General features: G+C 61.6%; 13 protein-coding genes. 6 read left to right on the top strand and 7 right to left on the bottom strand.

All coding sequences use genetic code 11. The features are described from left to right. Positions 1-54: 54 nt before the first annotated feature. Genes N7640_RS21385 through N7640_RS21375 form a run of 3 tightly spaced genes read right to left on the bottom strand, consistent with a single transcriptional unit; the run spans position 55 to position 2053 of the window. A complete protein-coding gene (locus N7640_RS21385) occupies positions 55-861 on the bottom strand; it encodes an OmpA family protein (protein ID WP_220815584.1) in 807 nt (268 codons plus the stop codon). After that, positions 858-1184, bottom strand: coding sequence for a DUF4398 domain-containing protein (locus N7640_RS21380; RefSeq protein ID WP_262880391.1), 327 nt, complete (start codon positions 1182-1184; stop codon positions 858-860). Before N7640_RS21380 ends, N7640_RS21385 begins: the two co-directional genes overlap by 4 nt. 20 nt (positions 1185-1204) lie before the next feature. Next, entirely contained in the window at positions 1205-2053 is an 849-nt protein-coding gene (locus N7640_RS21375; RefSeq protein WP_279905565.1) for a transporter substrate-binding domain-containing protein, read from the bottom strand. Between the two features lie 100 nt (positions 2054-2153). Here N7640_RS21375 and N7640_RS21370 point away from each other — a divergent pair, with 100 nt between their 5' ends. After that, complete coding sequence (locus N7640_RS21370) at positions 2154-3077, top strand: alpha/beta hydrolase (protein ID WP_279905559.1); 924 nt, start codon at positions 2154-2156, stop codon at positions 3075-3077. A gap of 60 nt (positions 3078-3137) precedes the next feature. Here N7640_RS21370 and N7640_RS21365 read toward each other — a convergent pair whose 3' ends face one another. Together N7640_RS21365 and N7640_RS21360 are read right to left on the bottom strand one after the other, a co-directional pair. Further along, the gene (locus N7640_RS21365) at positions 3138-4067 is read right to left on the bottom strand and encodes an FAD-binding protein (RefSeq protein WP_220815582.1); all 930 of its coding nucleotides are present in this window, start codon (positions 4065-4067) and stop codon (positions 3138-3140) included. Continuing rightward, on the bottom strand, positions 4068-4817 hold the full coding sequence (locus tag N7640_RS21360) for an electron transfer flavoprotein subunit beta/FixA family protein (RefSeq protein ID WP_220815581.1): 750 nt from the start codon (positions 4815-4817) through the stop codon (positions 4068-4070). A gap of 20 nt (positions 4818-4837) precedes the next feature. On the opposite strand from N7640_RS21360, the gene N7640_RS21355 reads away from it, so the two are divergent. Together N7640_RS21355 and N7640_RS21350 are read left to right on the top strand one after the other, a co-directional pair. Beyond that, positions 4838-5128, top strand: a complete 291-nt coding sequence (locus N7640_RS21355) for a hypothetical protein (RefSeq protein ID WP_279905558.1) — start codon at positions 4838-4840, stop codon at positions 5126-5128. A gap of 14 nt (positions 5129-5142) precedes the next feature. After that, positions 5143-6798 carry an electron transfer flavoprotein-ubiquinone oxidoreductase gene (locus N7640_RS21350; RefSeq protein WP_279905557.1) on the top strand — a complete coding sequence of 552 codons (1656 nt, stop codon included), beginning with the start codon at positions 5143-5145 and terminating at the stop codon, positions 6796-6798. Positions 6799-6956: 158 nt separating this feature from the next. On the opposite strand, the gene N7640_RS21345 is transcribed toward N7640_RS21350, so the two are convergent. Next, positions 6957-9317, bottom strand: coding sequence for a TonB-dependent receptor (locus N7640_RS21345; RefSeq protein ID WP_279905555.1), 2361 nt, complete (start codon positions 9315-9317; stop codon positions 6957-6959). A gap of 467 nt (positions 9318-9784) precedes the next feature. Here N7640_RS21345 and N7640_RS21340 point away from each other — a divergent pair, with 467 nt between their 5' ends. The 3 genes from N7640_RS21340 (at position 9785) to N7640_RS21330 (ending at position 13076) form a co-directional block, all read left to right on the top strand. After that, entirely contained in the window at positions 9785-10852 is a 1068-nt protein-coding gene (locus tag N7640_RS21340; protein ID WP_279905553.1) for an ABC transporter substrate-binding protein, read from the top strand. 160 nt (positions 10853-11012) lie between these two features. Further along, the gene (locus N7640_RS21335) at positions 11013-11681 is read left to right on the top strand and encodes a class II aldolase/adducin family protein (RefSeq protein WP_279905551.1); all 669 of its coding nucleotides are present in this window, start codon (positions 11013-11015) and stop codon (positions 11679-11681) included. A 60-nt stretch (positions 11682-11741) separates the two neighbouring features. Beyond that, entirely contained in the window at positions 11742-13076 is a 1335-nt protein-coding gene (locus N7640_RS21330; protein ID WP_279905549.1) for an LLM class flavin-dependent oxidoreductase, read from the top strand. A gap of 440 nt (positions 13077-13516) precedes the next feature. On the opposite strand, the gene N7640_RS21325 is transcribed toward N7640_RS21330, so the two are convergent. Then, positions 13517-15673, bottom strand: coding sequence for an AAA family ATPase (locus tag N7640_RS21325; RefSeq protein ID WP_279905547.1), 2157 nt, complete (start codon positions 15671-15673; stop codon positions 13517-13519). Positions 15674-16323 lie beyond the last annotated feature (650 nt).

Below are 16323 nucleotides of genomic sequence, written 5' to 3'. Positions count from 1 at the left end.
CGGCTCGAAATACGAGCCGGCCTATAGATCACCCCAGGGAGTCAGCGACAGGAACTAGCGCCCCGCCCCCAGCACACCCTTGTCATCGGAAATCAGGATTTCCACCCGGCGATTCTGCGCGCGCCCCTTGGCCGAGGCGTTTTCCGCCAGCGGGTGGGCCTCGCCGTAACCCTTGACCTCCATGCGCGCACTATCGATACCCAGGTCGGCCAGAAGATCCGCCACGGCCTGGGCCCGAGTACGAGACAGCTCCAGGTTCTCCGCCGACTTGCCGCGATTGTCGGTGTAGCCCTCGATGCGGATGGTGCGGCGCGGGTTGATCTGGAGGAACTGCACCAGCTTCAGGATGGTGCGGTTGGCCGAGGCCTTGAGCTCGCTGCGTCCGGCGTCGAACAGCACGTCGCCGAGCGTCATCACCAGTCCGCGATCGGTTTCGCTGGCGGCCAGGCTGACCATCTGCTCCCCCAGGAACTGCCCCTGCTGGACGCTGAGCAACTTGGCCTCGCGCAATGCCAGCTGCAGGCGATCGCGCTCCAGCTCCAGCTTCGCCAGACGCTCCTGGTTGAGGTTGAGATCGGCGTGTTCACGGGCAATCTGGCTGTAGCGCTGACTCAGGTAGGCGTAATGCTCGACGTCATCGCCACTGCCCCAGTAGCTCGCCAGGCGCTCCGCGCGCGCCAGCGACTCGCTGGCGCGGATCACGTCCTTAGGCGCGCTGCGCAACACATCCGGGTCTTCCTTCACTTTCTGGAAGCTGGCCTCGGCCTTGCCGAGCACCTGCTGGCTCTGCTGGCTGGCACAACCGGCGAGCAGCGCCAGCGGCAGCAACAGGCAACTGCCCAGAGCGGTCTTCAAGGTCATGGAAGCTCCCCCAGTTGCTTGCGCAGGCGAGCGATACGCGCATTCAGCTCGTCGAGCTGCTTCTGGCTCTTGTGATTGAGCACCTTGGCTTCGGCGAGCCGGGCATCGAGCTCCGCCTGCTCGGCGAACACCCTGGCACGCTTGTAATCCTCTTCGCCCATATTCTTCTCGGCGCGAGCCAGCTTCTGCTCGGCCAAGCGCATTTCTTCGATTTCCTGATCGGCGCCCACGGCGCGTGCCTGCTCTACCGCCTGGGTAGTCAGGCGCATCTGCTCGTTCGGCGCGGGATCGTTGGCGCAACCGGCCAGCGCCAGCACTGCCAGGGCAAGGGTGAAACGTCGATTCACTGGGATTTTTCCTGCACTTGCGGGGGAACGTCGGCGGCCTGCAGCTGCTGGGTCTTCCAACGCTCGAGATTGCGCTGCAGAAGGGTTTCCGGCAGGCCGGCGGCGGTCAATTCTGTCATTTTTTTCGCCAGCTGTCCGCGCAACCAGGGATCGTTGCAGGCCGAATCATGGGAAAGGGTCAGGTAGAGGCCCTCGCTGGAAATCGGCGGCTCCAGTGTCTCCAGGCTATCCACCATACCCTGGGTGCCGGCGAGCGCCATGCCCGGATAGCGCTCGTTGATGACGTAGTCGGTACGCCCCAGCAGCAGCTTCTGGAAGGCCTGTACCAGGCTCGGCACCTGCTCCAGATCGAGATTGGCCTTGGCGAAGCTGTCGAACTGCTGGCCGAAGCTGTTGTTCACCAGGATGCCGCCAGTGCGCCCGCGCAGGTCCTCCCAGCCACTGTAGGGAAAGCCTTCGCCCTTGCGCACCCAGACCACGCTGGGGGTATTGAAGAAGGCCGGATGCACGTAGTCCATGATCTCCAGGCGCGGCAGCGTGAGGAAGGCGCCCGCCAGCATATCGACGCGACCGGTGCGCACCTCGTCCTGGGCGCGGGACCAGGGGCCGGTATAGATGATGTCGATCTTCACCCCCAGCTGCTCGCCGATCAGCGCCAGCAGGTCGGCGTTGGCGCCGATCAGGTGCTGCGGGCTCTGCGGATCGCGCCACAGGTAGGGTGGATACTCGGGATTGCCGGTGGCCACCAGGCGCTCGCACTTGCCCAGCCCCCAGGTCATTCCCGGCAGGGCGACGAGGGCAAGCGCTCCGATGGCTTTCAATGACAGCATCATTCGCATTGGCAACACCGCTGATATTCGTGGCAACGTCGGGTCTTTACCAGGCCCGCTCTCTTCATGCTAGCGTAGCCGACGTCCTAATAATAATTAGCGATAAGGATTCGCCATGAAAAAACTCATACTGGGTATCGTCCTCGTGCTGGCCTGTGCGGCCGGTGCACTCTACTTCTCCCCCTCCCTGCTGATCGCCAGCGTGCAGTTCGCCGAGCGACAGCTGGCCGGCCTTTCCGCCCGGACGGCGACCGTCGACGGATTGACCCTACATTACTACGAAGGCGGGCCGGCAGACGGCGACACCCTGGTCATGATCCACGGGTTCGGCGCCAACCGCGACAACTGGCTGCGCATGACCCGCCACTTCACCGAGCGCTATCGCGTCATCGCCCTCGACCTGCCCGGTTTCGGAGAAAGCAGCAAACCGGATGCCAGTTACGACGTCGCCAGCCAGACGGAACGGCTGCACGCCTTCATCACTGCGCTGAACATCGAGAAGCCGCACCTGATCGGCAACTCCATGGGCGGGCACATCGCCGCGCTCTATGCGGCACGCTACCCGGACCAGGTCTCGAGCATCGCACTGCTGGACAACGCCGGCATTACCTCTCCCCGCATGAGCGAGATGTTCCAGATGATCGAACGCGGCCAGCCCAACCCGCTTGTGGTGCGCAAGGCAGAGGACTTCGGCACGCTGATGGATTTCGTCTTCGTCAATCCGCCACCGCTGCCCGATTCGCTAAAGCGCCACTTCGCCGCGCAGTCCATGGCAAACCAGGCGCACTACGACATGATATTCACCCAGCTCCGCGAACAGTATGTACCGCTTGAGCCGGAGCTGCCGAAGATCCAGGTGCCCGTCCTGGTGCTATGGGGCGACCGGGACCGGGTGCTGGATGTCTCCAGCATCGAGGTGATGAAGCCACTCCTGCAGAAGCCGACCGTGGTCGTGATGAAGGACTGCGGTCATGCCCCCATGATCGAGCGCCCCGAGGAAACCGCACAGCACTACCAGGCATTCCTCGACAGCTTATAAGCATCCAGAAACAAGAAACCCGCTCGATGAGCGGGTTTCCTGCTGGAACGGGAAGCGGGATCAGACCAGCTTCTCGAGCTCCGGTACAGCTTCGAACAGGTCAGCCACCAGGCCGTAGTCAGCCACCTGGAAGATCGGGGCTTCTTCGTCCTTGTTGATAGCGACGATGACCTTGGAGTCCTTCATACCCGCCAGGTGCTGGATGGCACCGGAGATGCCGACCGCGATGTACAGCTGCGGCGCGACGATCTTGCCGGTCTGGCCAACCTGCATGTCGTTCGGCACGAAGCCGGCGTCGACGGCGGCGCGCGAAGCACCGACGGCGGCGCCCAGCTTGTCGGCCAGGGCATACAGGTGCTTGAAGTTGTCACCGTTCTGCATGCCACGACCGCCGGAAACGACGATCTTGGCAGCGGTCAGCTCCGGACGGTCGGACTTGGCCAGCTCTTCGCCGACGAAGGACGACTTGCCGGCGTCGCCGCCAGCGGCAACGGCCTCGATGGCAGCGGAGCCGCCTTCGGCAGCAGCGGCGTCGAAGCCGGTGCCACGCACGGTGATCACTTTCACGGCAGCCGAGGACTGCACAGTAGCGATGGCGTTACCGGCATAGATCGGACGCTTGAAGGTATCGGCGCTCTCGACGGAGACGATCTCGGAGATCTGGTCGACATCCAGCTGAGCGGCAACGCGCGGCAGGATGTTCTTACCATTGCTGGTGGCGGCAGCCAGGATGTGGCTGTAGCCCTTGCCCAGCTCGGCAACCAGCGGAGCGACGTTTTCCGGCAGCTGATTGGCGAAGGCAGCGTTATCAGCAACCAGTACCTTGCTCACGCCAGCGATTTTGGCAGCGGCTTCGGCAGCGGCACCGGCATTGGAACCGGCGACCAGCACGTGAATGTCGCCACCGATCTTCTGAGCGGCGGCAACGGTGTTCAGAGTGGCAGCGGCCAGAGCGGCGTTAGTGTGTTCAGCAACAACCAAGATAGCCATTTAGATTACCTTCGCCTCGTTCTTCAGTTTCTCTACCAGTTCGGCCACGGACTTGACCTTGATGCCAGCGCTGCGGGCAGCAGGCGCTTCGACTTTCAGGGTCTTGACGGTGGAAGCGGTGGAAACGCCCAGGGCGTCCGGGGTGACCACGTCCAGCGGCTTCTTCTTGGCCTTCATGATGTTCGGCAGCGACGCGTAGCGCGGCTCGTTCAGGCGCAGGTCGGTGGTGACGATCGCCGGCAGGGCCAGGGCGACGGTCTGCAGGCCGCCATCGATTTCACGGGTGACGTTGACCTTGTCGCCAGCCACTTCGACCTTGGAGGCGAAGGTGCCCTGGGCATAGCCGGTCAGGGCGCCCAGCATCTGGCCGGTCTGGTTGTTGTCACTGTCGATGGCCTGCTTGCCGAGGATGACCAGTTGCGGCTGCTCCTTGTCGATCACGGCCTTGAGCAACTTGGCCACGGCCAGGGAGTTCAGTTCTTCGTTGGTCTCGACCAGGATGGAGCGGTCGGCCCCCAGGGCCAGCGCGGTGCGCAGTTGCTCCTGAGCGGCGTTCGGGCCGATGGTGACGACCACGATCTCGCTGGCAACGCCCTTTTCCTTCAGGCGCACGGCTTCTTCCACGGCGATTTCGCAGAAGGGGTTCATCGACATCTTGACGTTGGCGAGGTCGACGCCGGAGTTGTCCGCCTTGACGCGAACCTTGACGTTGTAGTCGACCACTCGTTTGACAGCTACAAGAACCTTCATGGATTCCTCGTTACTCTCCGGTGAATAAGAATGTCGCCAAGGCAAGCCTGGCCAGTGATGCAGGTCGGCCGGAACCGACGGTCAGCCCATACGGCGAGCGCAAAACCGCCCGTATCTTGACTGGAACACCTTTTTCGGTCAACACGAAAAACCGCCCATCCATCCGCCGCCAACCCTTGCGCTATCAGGGTTTGACAAAATTCAAACAAACGTTTGTATTGGACGAGCGAGGGGCTGTATATATAATGCCCAGCGCGCAGGCCAGAGAAAGCCTAGCCAAGCAGATCAAAACAACACCGAAGAAGCCTTGAGTAGGAGATTCTCTGTGGAACGCGAATTTATGGAGTTCGACGTCGTCATCGTCGGCGCCGGCCCCTCCGGCCTTTCCGCCGCCTGCCGATTGAAGCAGAAGGCCGCCGACGCCGGCAAAGAGATCAGCGTCTGCGTGGTCGAGAAGGGTTCCGAAGTCGGCGCCCACATCCTCTCCGGTGCGGTCTTCGAACCCCGTGCCCTGAACGAACTGTTCCCCGACTGGAAGGAACTGGGCGCCCCGCTGAACACCGAAGTGAAGCGTGACGACATCTACCTGCTGCAGAGCGCCGACAAGGCTGCCAAGGTACCGAACTTCTTTGTGCCCAAGACCATGCACAACGAAGGCAACTACATCATCTCCCTGGGCAACCTGTGCCGCTGGCTGGCCCAGCAGGCCGAAGCCCTGGGCGTCGAGATCTACCCGGGCTTCGCCGCCCAAGAAGCGCTGATCGACGAGAACGGCGTGGTACGCGGCATCGTCACCGGCGACCTCGGCGTGGATCGCGAAGGCCATCCGAAAGAGGGTTACTACACCCCGGGCATGGAACTACGCGCCAAATACACCCTGTTCGCCGAAGGCTGCCGTGGCCATATCGGCAAGCAGCTGATCAAGAAGTACGATCTGGCCAGCGAAGCCGACGCCCAGCACTACGGCATCGGCATCAAGGAAATCTGGGACATCGACCCGGCCAAGCACGAGCAGGGCCTGGTGGTGCATACCGCAGGCTGGCCGCTGAACGATGAGAACCCGGGCGGCTCCTTCCTCTATCACCTGGAGAACAACCAGGTGGTGGTCGGCCTGATCATCGACCTGTCCTACTCCAACCCGTTCCTGTCGCCGTTCGACGAGTTCCAGCGCTACAAGCACCATCCGGTGATCGCCCAGTACCTGGAAGGCGGCAAGCGCGTCTCCTACGGCGCCCGCGCCATCTGCAAGGGCGGCCTGAACTCCCTGCCGAAGATGGTCTTCCCGGGCGGCGCGCTGATCGGCTGCGACCTGGGCACCCTGAACTTCGCCAAGATCAAGGGCAGCCACACCGCCATGAAATCCGGCATGCTGGCCGCCGAAGCAGTGGCCGACGCCCTGCTGGCTGACGGCCAGGGCGGCGACCTGCTCAACGGCTACGTGGACGGCTTCAAGGCCAGCTGGCTGTACGATGAGCTGTTCCGCAGCCGCAACTTCGGCGCGGCGATCCACAAGTTCGGCGCACTGGCCGGTGGCGCCTTCAACTTCATCGACCAGAACATCTTCGGCGGCAAGATCCCGGTCACCCTGCACGACAACAAGCCGGACCACGCCTGCCTGAAGACCGCCGCAGAGTCCAAGCGCATCGACTATCCGAAGCCGGACGGCAAGCTGAGCTTCGACAAGCTCTCCTCGGTGTTCCTCTCCAACACCAACCACGAGGAAGAGCAGCCCTGCCACCTGAAGCTGGCCGACGCCAGCATCCCGATCAGCGTCAACCTGCCGAAGTACGACGAACCGGCGCAGCGCTACTGCCCGGCCGGCGTATACGAGGTGGTGACCCAGGAAGACGGCGAGAAGCGCTTCCAGATCAACGCGCAGAACTGCGTGCACTGCAAGACCTGCGACATCAAGGACCCGTCGCAGAACATCACCTGGGTAGCCCCGGAAGGCACCGGCGGCCCGAACTACCCCAACATGTGATGCAGACAGAAAGGCTCCCTCGGGAGTCTTTCTTCTTTGTGCACGTCGGGTGCTCCACGCCAAAGTCGGTATCTACGAAGCAACACGTAGCCAGCACGCGTCCAAAAAGAAGCCCTCTCGCGAGGGCTCCTTCATCCTTCACACCACATCCCCCACCATCAGAAGTTGTACGTCGCCTGCAACCCATAGGTCCGCGGCGCGACGTAGCCGGTCGGGTACACCCCGCGCTGGTTGACGATCTGCGACAGCACCTTGTTCGACTGATCGGTGACGTTCCTCACGAACGCCGTCAGCTGCAGCTTGCTGTCCGGGGTGAAATAGCTCACCCGCGCATTGCCGTTCCAGTACGACGGCGTCTCCTGCACCGGATCACCCTGCACCGTGGCGTTGTGGTAGATGTGGCTGCGGTAGGACCAGTCGGTGCCGACCAGCAGCGAGCCCACGTCGCCCAGGCGGATGCGGTAGTCGGTGTCCAGGCGGAACGAGGTCTCCGGTGTGCGGTAGAACTGGTTGCCGCTGGCGTCCAGGGTGGTCGGCCCGACGGTGTAGACGAAGTCGGTGTACTCGCTCTTGAGCAGGCCGAGGCTCGCCGCCACGCGCCAGTTCTCCAGGGGCAGGGCCTGCACTTCCAGCTCCACGCCCTTGACGTTGCCGTCCGAGGAGCCGGCGGTGCTGGTGATGGTGGTGCCCGGCACCTGCTGCTGGATGTTCAGCTGCAGGTCCTTGATGTCGTAGTAGAAGGCCGACAGGTTGGCGGTCAGGCGACCGTCGAGCCAGCTGGTCTTCAGGCCGACCTCGTAGTCGATCAGCGTCTCCGGGTCGGTCTCGATGATGTCGTTCCGGACGATCGACTGGTTGAAGCCGCCGGAGCGGAAGCCGGTGGCGATGCGCACGTAGCCGAGGATGTCGTCGGTGAAGCGGTATTCCGGGGTGATGTCCCAAGTGGTCTTGGTCCAGCTCGCGTCCTTGCTCAGCTCCAGCGGCGGCACCACGCCCGAACCACTGATCGCGCCGAAGCCGCCCGGGCCGATGATGACGATGTCCTGATTGGCGGCGGTGTCGGTGGCGGTCAAGGTGGTTTCGGTGATGTCCTTCGACTCCCAGGTCTGGCGCAGTCCGAAGGTGACCGAGGCGCGGTCGGTGAAGCGGTATTTCAGGTTGCCGAACAGCGCCCAGCTGGTGGCGTCCTGGTCCCAGGAGGTGATGCCGTACTGCTCCGGCGTGGTGCCGGCGCGGTAGCGCAGGGTGTGGGTCTCCGAGTCGGCCTGCAGGTTGTAGTAGTAGCCGCCGAGGATCCAGCTCAGGGCGCGGTCGGTCGGCGAGGCCAGGCGGATTTCCTGGGTGAACTGGTCGGACGAGGTGGTGCCGCGCGAGGCGGTGCGGTCCAGGGTGGTGCCCGGCAGGATCAGCGGGTTGAGCCAGGTGTCGCCGTCGCCGGTGTTGACCCCGGTGATCGAGGTCAGGGTGTTCTCGCCGAGGTACCAGTTCAGCTTGAGGGTCGCGCCGTACCAGGTGTTCGAGCCGTTGGCCAGGGTGCTGAAGAAGTCGCTCTTGTTGTCCGGGTCGTCGCCGTAGGGCGGGAAGTAGGTGCTGCCACCCTGGTTGATGCCGCCGCCGGGGTTCGGCGTGGTGACGTTGTTGGTGCTGGTGGCGCCGACGATGTAGTTCGGCGAGTTGCCGGTGTTGAGCTTGCGCAGGTTGAGGATGAGCAGCGCGTCGAGGTCGTCGGTGAGGTTGCCGAGCAACTGGAAGCGGCCGTTGAAGTCCTCGAAGCGCGGGCCGTTGTTGCCGGTGACGACGTTCTCCGCCCAGCCCTCGCCCTTCTCGTAGTAGATCGCCGCGCGGCCGGCCAGCTTGTCCGGCAGCAGCTCGCCGCCGATCGCCGCCTCGCTCAGCCGACTGCCGTAGTTGCCGATGCCGGCCTTGGCATAGCCGCTGGTGTCGAAGGTTGGCTTGCGCGAGACGAAGTGGATCGCGCCGCCGGTGTTGTTCTTGCCCCACAGGGTGCCCTGTGGGCCGCGCAGCACCTCGACCCGGTCCAGGTCGAACAGCGGGAAGCTCTGGTCACCCTGCAGGCCGACCACCACCTCGTCGACGTAGATCGCCAGCGGGCCTTCCTGGTTGGCGTTCGGGTCGTTGGTACCGATGCCGCGCAGGAACCAGCGCGGCTTGCCGGAGCGGCCGCCGGTGTTGCCGCTGGACTGGCCGGAGAGGTTCGGCGCCAGGCGCTCGATGTCCGCCGAGGTGGTGATGTTCTTGTCGCGGATGGCATCGCCGGTGACCGCCGTGATCGGGATCGGCACGTCCTGGATCTTCTCCGCGCGCTTGGAGGCGGTGACCACCACGGTCTCCAGCTGGCCCTCCTTCTCGCCTTCGGTGCGCGGGGCGTTGGCGTCCGGCTCGGCGGCCCAGGCCGCGCCCGCCATCAGGCCGGCGGCGAGGCCGCCGAGGCAGACCCGGGAAATCGCCACGGCCAACGGAGTGATCGGTGATACGGAAAAAGAAGCACGCTGCAACATCGTTAGTTCCTTTTATAGGAGGCCAGATCTCTGCGCGAAGTGGTACGCGAAGTTCGGCCAGCGCAGCGCAACAACTATGCCACCCCATTCAAAACATAATTAATTCAAGGAACTAAGGCGCAACTTGCCACTCAACTTATCTGCCTTCAAAACAGCAAGTTGCTGGAACAAGAGCAATCGGTTGCTGGGCGATGGCTTCCCTGGCAACACACGCCCTGCGCGCCGCCCCAGAGCTGGTCAGGCGCGCACTGCTGGATAATCAGCAAGTCGCCAGCAAAGCTGCTTCTCTGCCAGCAGAAAACAACATCCCGGCAACTTCTCAAGTTCATCACGACAACTTGCAAACCGCTGCAATATCAATGACCTCGCCTATTCCAAGGAAACTTTCAAAAACTTTTAAAGTTGCTGGCACGGAAGCTGCTCAAGCCCCCGGACCGAACCGTCCACCCAACCCGAGGGGTCACCTCATGTCCACGCCGGCACAACCCGTTGAGCTCTGGTACACCCGCTGCGGCGCCGCCACCGCCTCCGCCCTGGCGATCCGCAAGCACTGGCTGCAGGAAGAATTCGCCCAGCCCGGCACCGTGCTGCACTCGCTGCGCGATTCCGACAGCCTGGAAGTGCGCAACTCGCACTACCACCACGGCCAGAGCGGCATGTTCCGCGAAGGCGGCAACATCCCGCCGATCTGGGCCAAGGGCTCCGGCCAGGACACCGTGGTGCTCGGCATCACCTGGCTGGACGAGTACCAGGGCATCCTGGTGCGCGCCGACAGCGCCATCCACGACCTCGCCGACCTCAAGGGCAAGCGCCTGGGCATCCCGCGCCACCAGGGCGCGCTGATCGACTTCCAGCGCGGCGCCGCCCAGCACGGCTTCGCCACCGCCCTGTCGCTGGTCGACCTGAGCCCGGCCGACGCCACCCTTGTGGACCTCGACGCGCCTAGCTACGACCGTGTGGACGGCCCCCGTATGGACGGCCCCCGCGAGGTGCCCGCCGAGCGCCCGGACGTGGCCCTGGAAGCGCTGGAGCGCGGCGAGGTGGACGCCATCTTCATCCGCTTCGCCCGTGGCTACCGAGTCGCCCAGCAGCCGCACCTGCGCCAGCTGGTCAACCTCAACGACCTGTCCGACCCACTGCTGCACGTGGGCAACGGCACGCCGCGGCCGATCACCGTCGACCGCGCCTTCCTCGACCGCCACCCGGAAGTGGTGGTGCGCTACCTCGCCGTGCTGCTGCGCACCGCCGAGTGGGCCGCGCGCAACCGCAACGAGGTAGCAGAACTGCTGCTGCCGGAGAGCCGTGGCGGCTCGCGCGCCGACGTGTTCGCCGCCCACGGCGCCGACGTGCACCTGTCGTTCACCCCCAAGCTGACCCCGACCTACATCGAGGGCCTGACCGTGCAGAAGAACTTCCTGCGCGACTGGGGCTACCTCAAGCACGACTTCGACGTGAACGACTGGGTCGTCCACGAACCGCTCGAACAGGCCCGCCGGCTCGTCGAGCAGCAGCGCGCCCAGGCCGCCGCGGCCTGAACACCTTCCCTTTGGCCATGTCCCCGTTACCTGTTGTTGCACCGATCCTGCTTTGCGGGAGCGGCCGGGCGGCATTCCGATTGGCCGCGAATTTCGCGGATGAATCCGCTAGCAACATTGAACGGGGACATGGCCTTCCACTTCCCCAGGAGCATTTCCCATGACCGACCTCACCCTCGACGCCGACCTGGTCGCCTACGTCGACCAGGCCCGTGCCGACGCCGTCCACGCCTTCGAGACGCTGCGCGCCAACGGCACCCTGTCCGCTAGCCTGACCTTCCACATCAGCCATCGCATCCCCGGCACCGACCACCTGCTGGCGATCCGCTTCCCCGGCGGCCTGGCCCGCGACCAGTCGCCGAAGGTCAGCCTGTCCTCGTTCGCCGAGAACAGCGGCTCGATCCTCAACGAGTCGCGCCTGGAGGCGGACACCGCCATCCACGTGCACACCACCTGGCTGTCGGCCTGGTCGCTGGCGCACAAGGACTTCCCGATCCTCTACGTGGCCGCCGCCCGCCACCTGCTGGCGCGCACCATCCCCAACCACCTGGAGCGCACCCGCAGCGTGCTCGAAGTGATCCGCGAGCGCCTCGACACCCGCCCCGAGCTGGCCCCGCCGCCGGCCCTGCTGGAATCCAACGGCGGCGCCAACTTCTGGGGCAAGGGCATCCTCAAGACCGCCGAGACCATCCTCTTCGTCGAGGAAGCGGCGCGCTTCCAGGCCATCGCCGAGCAGATCGGCGGCGCCCAGGTGTACACGCCCGGCGCGCTGGAGCTGCAGTGGAAGCGCACCGGCCTGCTGGAAAAGGCCAAGCACTACGAGGGCTGAAGCCTTCCCCGGGCGGCGGCCGCCGTGGCCGCCGCCGTCACCTGACGAGGACACCCACCCGTGAGCGCACGACAACGCCAGCTGGTGCTGAACATCTTTCTCCACCGCTTCGGCCACCATCCCGAGGCGTGGCGCCATCCCAGCTCCACCGACGACGGCCGGCCGAACCTGCAGTGGTACATCGACGCCGCCAGGCTGGCCGAAGAGGCCAGGTTCCACACCTTCTTCATGGCCGACTTCATCGGCCGCTCCGGCGAGATCAACGCCCAGACCGGCCGCTCGGCGCCGAACTACCAGTTCGAGCCGTTCACCCTGCTCTCGGCGCTGGCCGCCGTCACCCGCCACATCGGCCTGGTGGCGACGGTCAACACCAACTTCGACCACCCCTACCACGTGGCCCGCAAGTTCGCTTCGCTGGACCACCTCTCCGGCGGCCGCGCCGGCTGGAACGTGGTGTCGTCGTTCGGCGCGCACACCGCGAAGAACTTCGGCTACGGCCACGAGCCGAGCCACGAGGAGCGCTATGCGCGCGCCGCCGAGTTCATCGATCTGACCAAACAGCTGTGGGACAGCTGGGACGACGACGCCTTCGACCACCCGCGCCGCGACCAAGGCCTGTTCTACGACCCGGCCGCGTCGCACCCGGTGCATCACCACGGCGAGCACTTCGACTCCGACGGCCTGCTCGACTTCCCGCGCCCCATCCAAGGCTACCCGGTGTTCGTCCAGGCCGGCAATTCCGACACGGGCCGCGAGTTCGCCGCGCGGGTCGCCGAGATGACCTACTGCTCGGCCCAGTCCCTCGACGTAGCCCAGGCCTTCTACCGCGACGTGAAGGGGCGCATGGCCAAGTACGGCCGCGCCGAGGACCAGCTGAAGATCACCCCCGGCCTGTCGGTGGTGGTCGGCGAATCCGACCAGCAGGCCCAGGACCGCTTCGGCGAGCTGCAGGAGCTGGTCGACGTCAGCAACGTGTCGTTCGGCGGCTTCGACCTCTCCGGCTACCCGGTGGACGGCCCGCTGCCCGACCTGCCCTACCAGGAAGACGCCAACGGCAAGGGCCGCTTCCGCCAGCAGCTGGAACTGGCGCGCCGCGAGAACCTGAGCATCCGCGAACTGGTGCTGCGCTTCCGCGTCTCGCGCGGGCACCTGCAGGCCATCGGCTCGGTGAAGACCGTCGCCGACCTGATCGAACAGTGGTTCGTCGAACGCGGCGCGGACGGCTTCAACGTGGTGCCGCCATACCTGCCACAGGGCTTCGAGGACTTCGCCCGCCTGGTGGTGCCCGAACTGCAGCGGCGCGGCATCTTCCGTACCGAGTACAGCCCCGGCACCTATCGCGACAACCTCGGCCTAGACCGCCCGGCCAACCCGCGCGATACTCGCAGCGCCTGAGCCGCCAATAACGGAGCGGCGCTCGCCGCTCCGCCCTCCGCACTGCCGCTCGACGGACTCGCCTGCCAGAACCTTGCGTGCGAACGGCAGGAGTCCTTCAACGCCTCATTGGCCGTACGCCCCGGATACAGGTGCACCTACGCACGCGGCCAACTGAGCAGGTATCCTCGACCAGCGTCCGATCGGTCACGTCAGCGGCCTGTGTACGCGCTACTTCCTGAGCGACTCATTGCATTGAAACTGAGCAAGAGCTGGGTGTTGAGAAGCTTCTGCTTTCGGCCAGAAGCGGACGGTCACCCAGTAAATAAATCTGCCCCCTTTTCCACCTACCTGATTTCGTGATGGGGCTGGGTTCACCCGTCCTGACGAGGAGAGAGCCTGGCTAATAGCCGATGAGACGGAGTACTCGCCATATGGTGAACGCCCGTCTCATGTCGGATTTACTTATTCATCGCCTGGTAGTGCTCTCCATACCCTGACTCCTCGAAAATCAACCTCAAACCGTCCTTGAATACTTGATGGTCAAATTCCTTGATATCAAAAATATTTTGTCCCAACGAATGGGATTCTCGATTCATGTATCTGTAGAACGCCACGAATTTATCACCGGACAGGGCTGGTTTTTGGAAAACATTATTAAAGTCTTTCTTTTGAACAAAATTAAAGAAGTACTCGACTATGTTGCGCATGCAGTTAGCAATTAGCGCAGGCGGTGAGGCTTGGTCATTTATAACTGACCAGTAAGACTGGTAATCATTCTGGATTTCCTCATAGCTCATTGAAATTACAGAGCTTCCATTTGCATTTTTGATAACCCTGAAAAGATGCTGCGTCTCGGCCCGCTTCTCTTTATTAGTGTGCGTTAGCTCATAGAAAAAATACAGACTATGAGTCAGGACAAACACTTGGGCATAGCTTTTATCATTGATGAAATATCTCTTGATCAACTGCCCGATATTGAACACATAAAGGTGGGAAAGGCTTGAGATCGGGTCATCAATCACCACTACTTTCGTCTGCGGAACAGCATTGGCCGTCTTCTGTCCTTTACAAAGCTCAATGAAGTACAGAAAGCTAATGACTGTTTTCTCGCCCTCACTCAGCGAGTGAAATGCATTCCCTTGATCACTGGCCCTTGAAACACGATAAAAATCCTCACCATGTGATATCACAGAAAAGCCATCGATGCCGATCTCTACCAGTCCGCGATTTATATTTTCAATGGATTCTTCGATATTAACAGTTTGCTTTCTAAGATTAGAGATTTTGAGATTAGAGGCCTCGATAGCGTTATTTATTTTGCTGGCGTCTTGACTGATTTGGCTGGCCTCATCTTTAATGCCAGTGGCCGATTGTGAGTAGGCAGAAATGGTTTGGTCGTAGTCCCAACGCATCAAAGCCCAAAAACGAGCCTTTATATCGTCCCGAGTTTTTTTCTTGTTCGTGAGTTTGTCATTATGCGATTCGATCAATGTGTTCAGGTCGTTGACCAAACCGTTAAGCACATCAACAGTTGCCTTGGTGTCGGTAAGACTAACTGCCGCGCTCGGGCTCTTGATCTTGTTGCCAATAAGCAGGACGTTCTCACGTATTGACGCTTTCAAAGCCTCAAATGCGATATTCCATGCTTCTGCTAGTTCTTTACTCGCAAGCGCAGAGTTTGAGATGTCCTGGAGGCTCAGGCTAGAGGTCAGTGTTTCATAGGTACTTTTCATTGACTCCAGCGAGTTAACATCATCCTTGTAAGCCTCATCGAAGACTGAACTTATGGAGTCAATAAAGCTTTTGGTGATCGTTTCTTGCTGGCAAAAGGGGCATTCCTGTTGATCTTTTTCATTTGAAACGAACTGGAGCCCCTCCTTCACCCAATCAAAATTCCCTGCCTTGGCTATGAACTCGGCGACTGAACCCTCTTGGCTGCCAACAATGATCTTCGACCAGAGCGAATTGCCCTCAATACTTAGCCAACCAGCAGAAATGTTTGGAATTTTATTATACGTGACAGCGCCTTCACCTTCGATTGATGAGGCCTCTGTCTTTAAATCATCTGCCGTGTAGTCCGGTGCAGCTTCTGGCAAGGGAAGCCCAAGAACATACTGAAAAAGAAGATCTGTCTTTTTCAAGCCATCCAGGCAGAACTCCAATACACGATCCCCACCAGCATACTTCGTCTTTATTTCCCAAATCTTTGTGCTCGCTTTCGATTTCTCTTGGTCTAATTTGGCAGAGTTTGCTGAAGAAGCTGCGGAGTTTTCCTGTTGCGCAGCACGATGTTTGTCCAACTCTTTCGTTTCTGCTTCAATTTGCTGGAGTGCCACCTTGTTCTCTTTCGAAAGAGTAAAAATTCCTTTTAAATTATCTTCTTCGTAAAAGTAGTCGTTGAGGAAGCTTTGGTTATAGACTAGAAAGTCACACGGCTGACTTAATTTTACACTGCATTTAGCAAACCGCGGTTCACTCTGGTTATATAGAAACTCGGAAATAGTGCTTTTCCCGGCTCCATTAAGCCCATAAATTAGCGATGTCTTTTTGGTTGGGGAGAGAATAGATTTGGACTTGTAGCTAGCGACGCCATTTATGTTCAATTCCGTGATCACAGCCTGACTCCTAGTTGCTAAGTGGCTTTTGGCCATCATTATTGGCAGCAAGGAGCATAGGTGACGACGGAAACACCTTCCACACCTACTTTAGGCGAGGACAAAGAATTTTGGGCGTGTACAAACCTGGTTTGAGGCCGAGGTAGAGCCTCTGCGGGGCGTATCAGCCCCGTTTTTTCTAGTAGATCATATGCCTAGGCGCTGAATGGGTGTCCACTGCTGTCACCAGCCACCCCTGGCTGCCTTCCACCTAGTTGGCTGATCCGTCTAGATCCATCGCTCATTCGCACGGAATAGGGGACAGATTTATTTATTGGGCAACAGTCCGCTTCTGGCCGATAACCGCCGAAGCCTTAGCAAAAAAATCATCCAGCGGACCTCCTGCCCTCTATCTACGAGGTGTGCTCGCTGGAGTCACCACGAGCCGCACCACCCGCTTCACGCCGTCGGTGGCGTCCCCATATCCCCGACCTTGAGACCTAATCGCTCCCCGTCTCCCCTATCGCGCGCATCTAAGGTGAACAAGCTGCCGCACCAGCAAGACTGCTGCCCGGTTGCTGACTGAGCAGCATATCCAACCCGCCGAAAATCCCCTGAGCCGCTGCCAAGCCGCGCCCTTGCTGGCCTGTGGGCCTGTGGCACGATCGGTG

Source organism: Pseudomonas sp. GD04015 (assembly GCF_029837675.1).
Lineage (GTDB): Bacteria > Pseudomonadota > Gammaproteobacteria > Pseudomonadales > Pseudomonadaceae > Aquipseudomonas > Aquipseudomonas paralcaligenes.
Note: the sequence above shows the minus strand (reverse complement) of the source record. Positions and strands in the feature narration are given on the sequence as shown.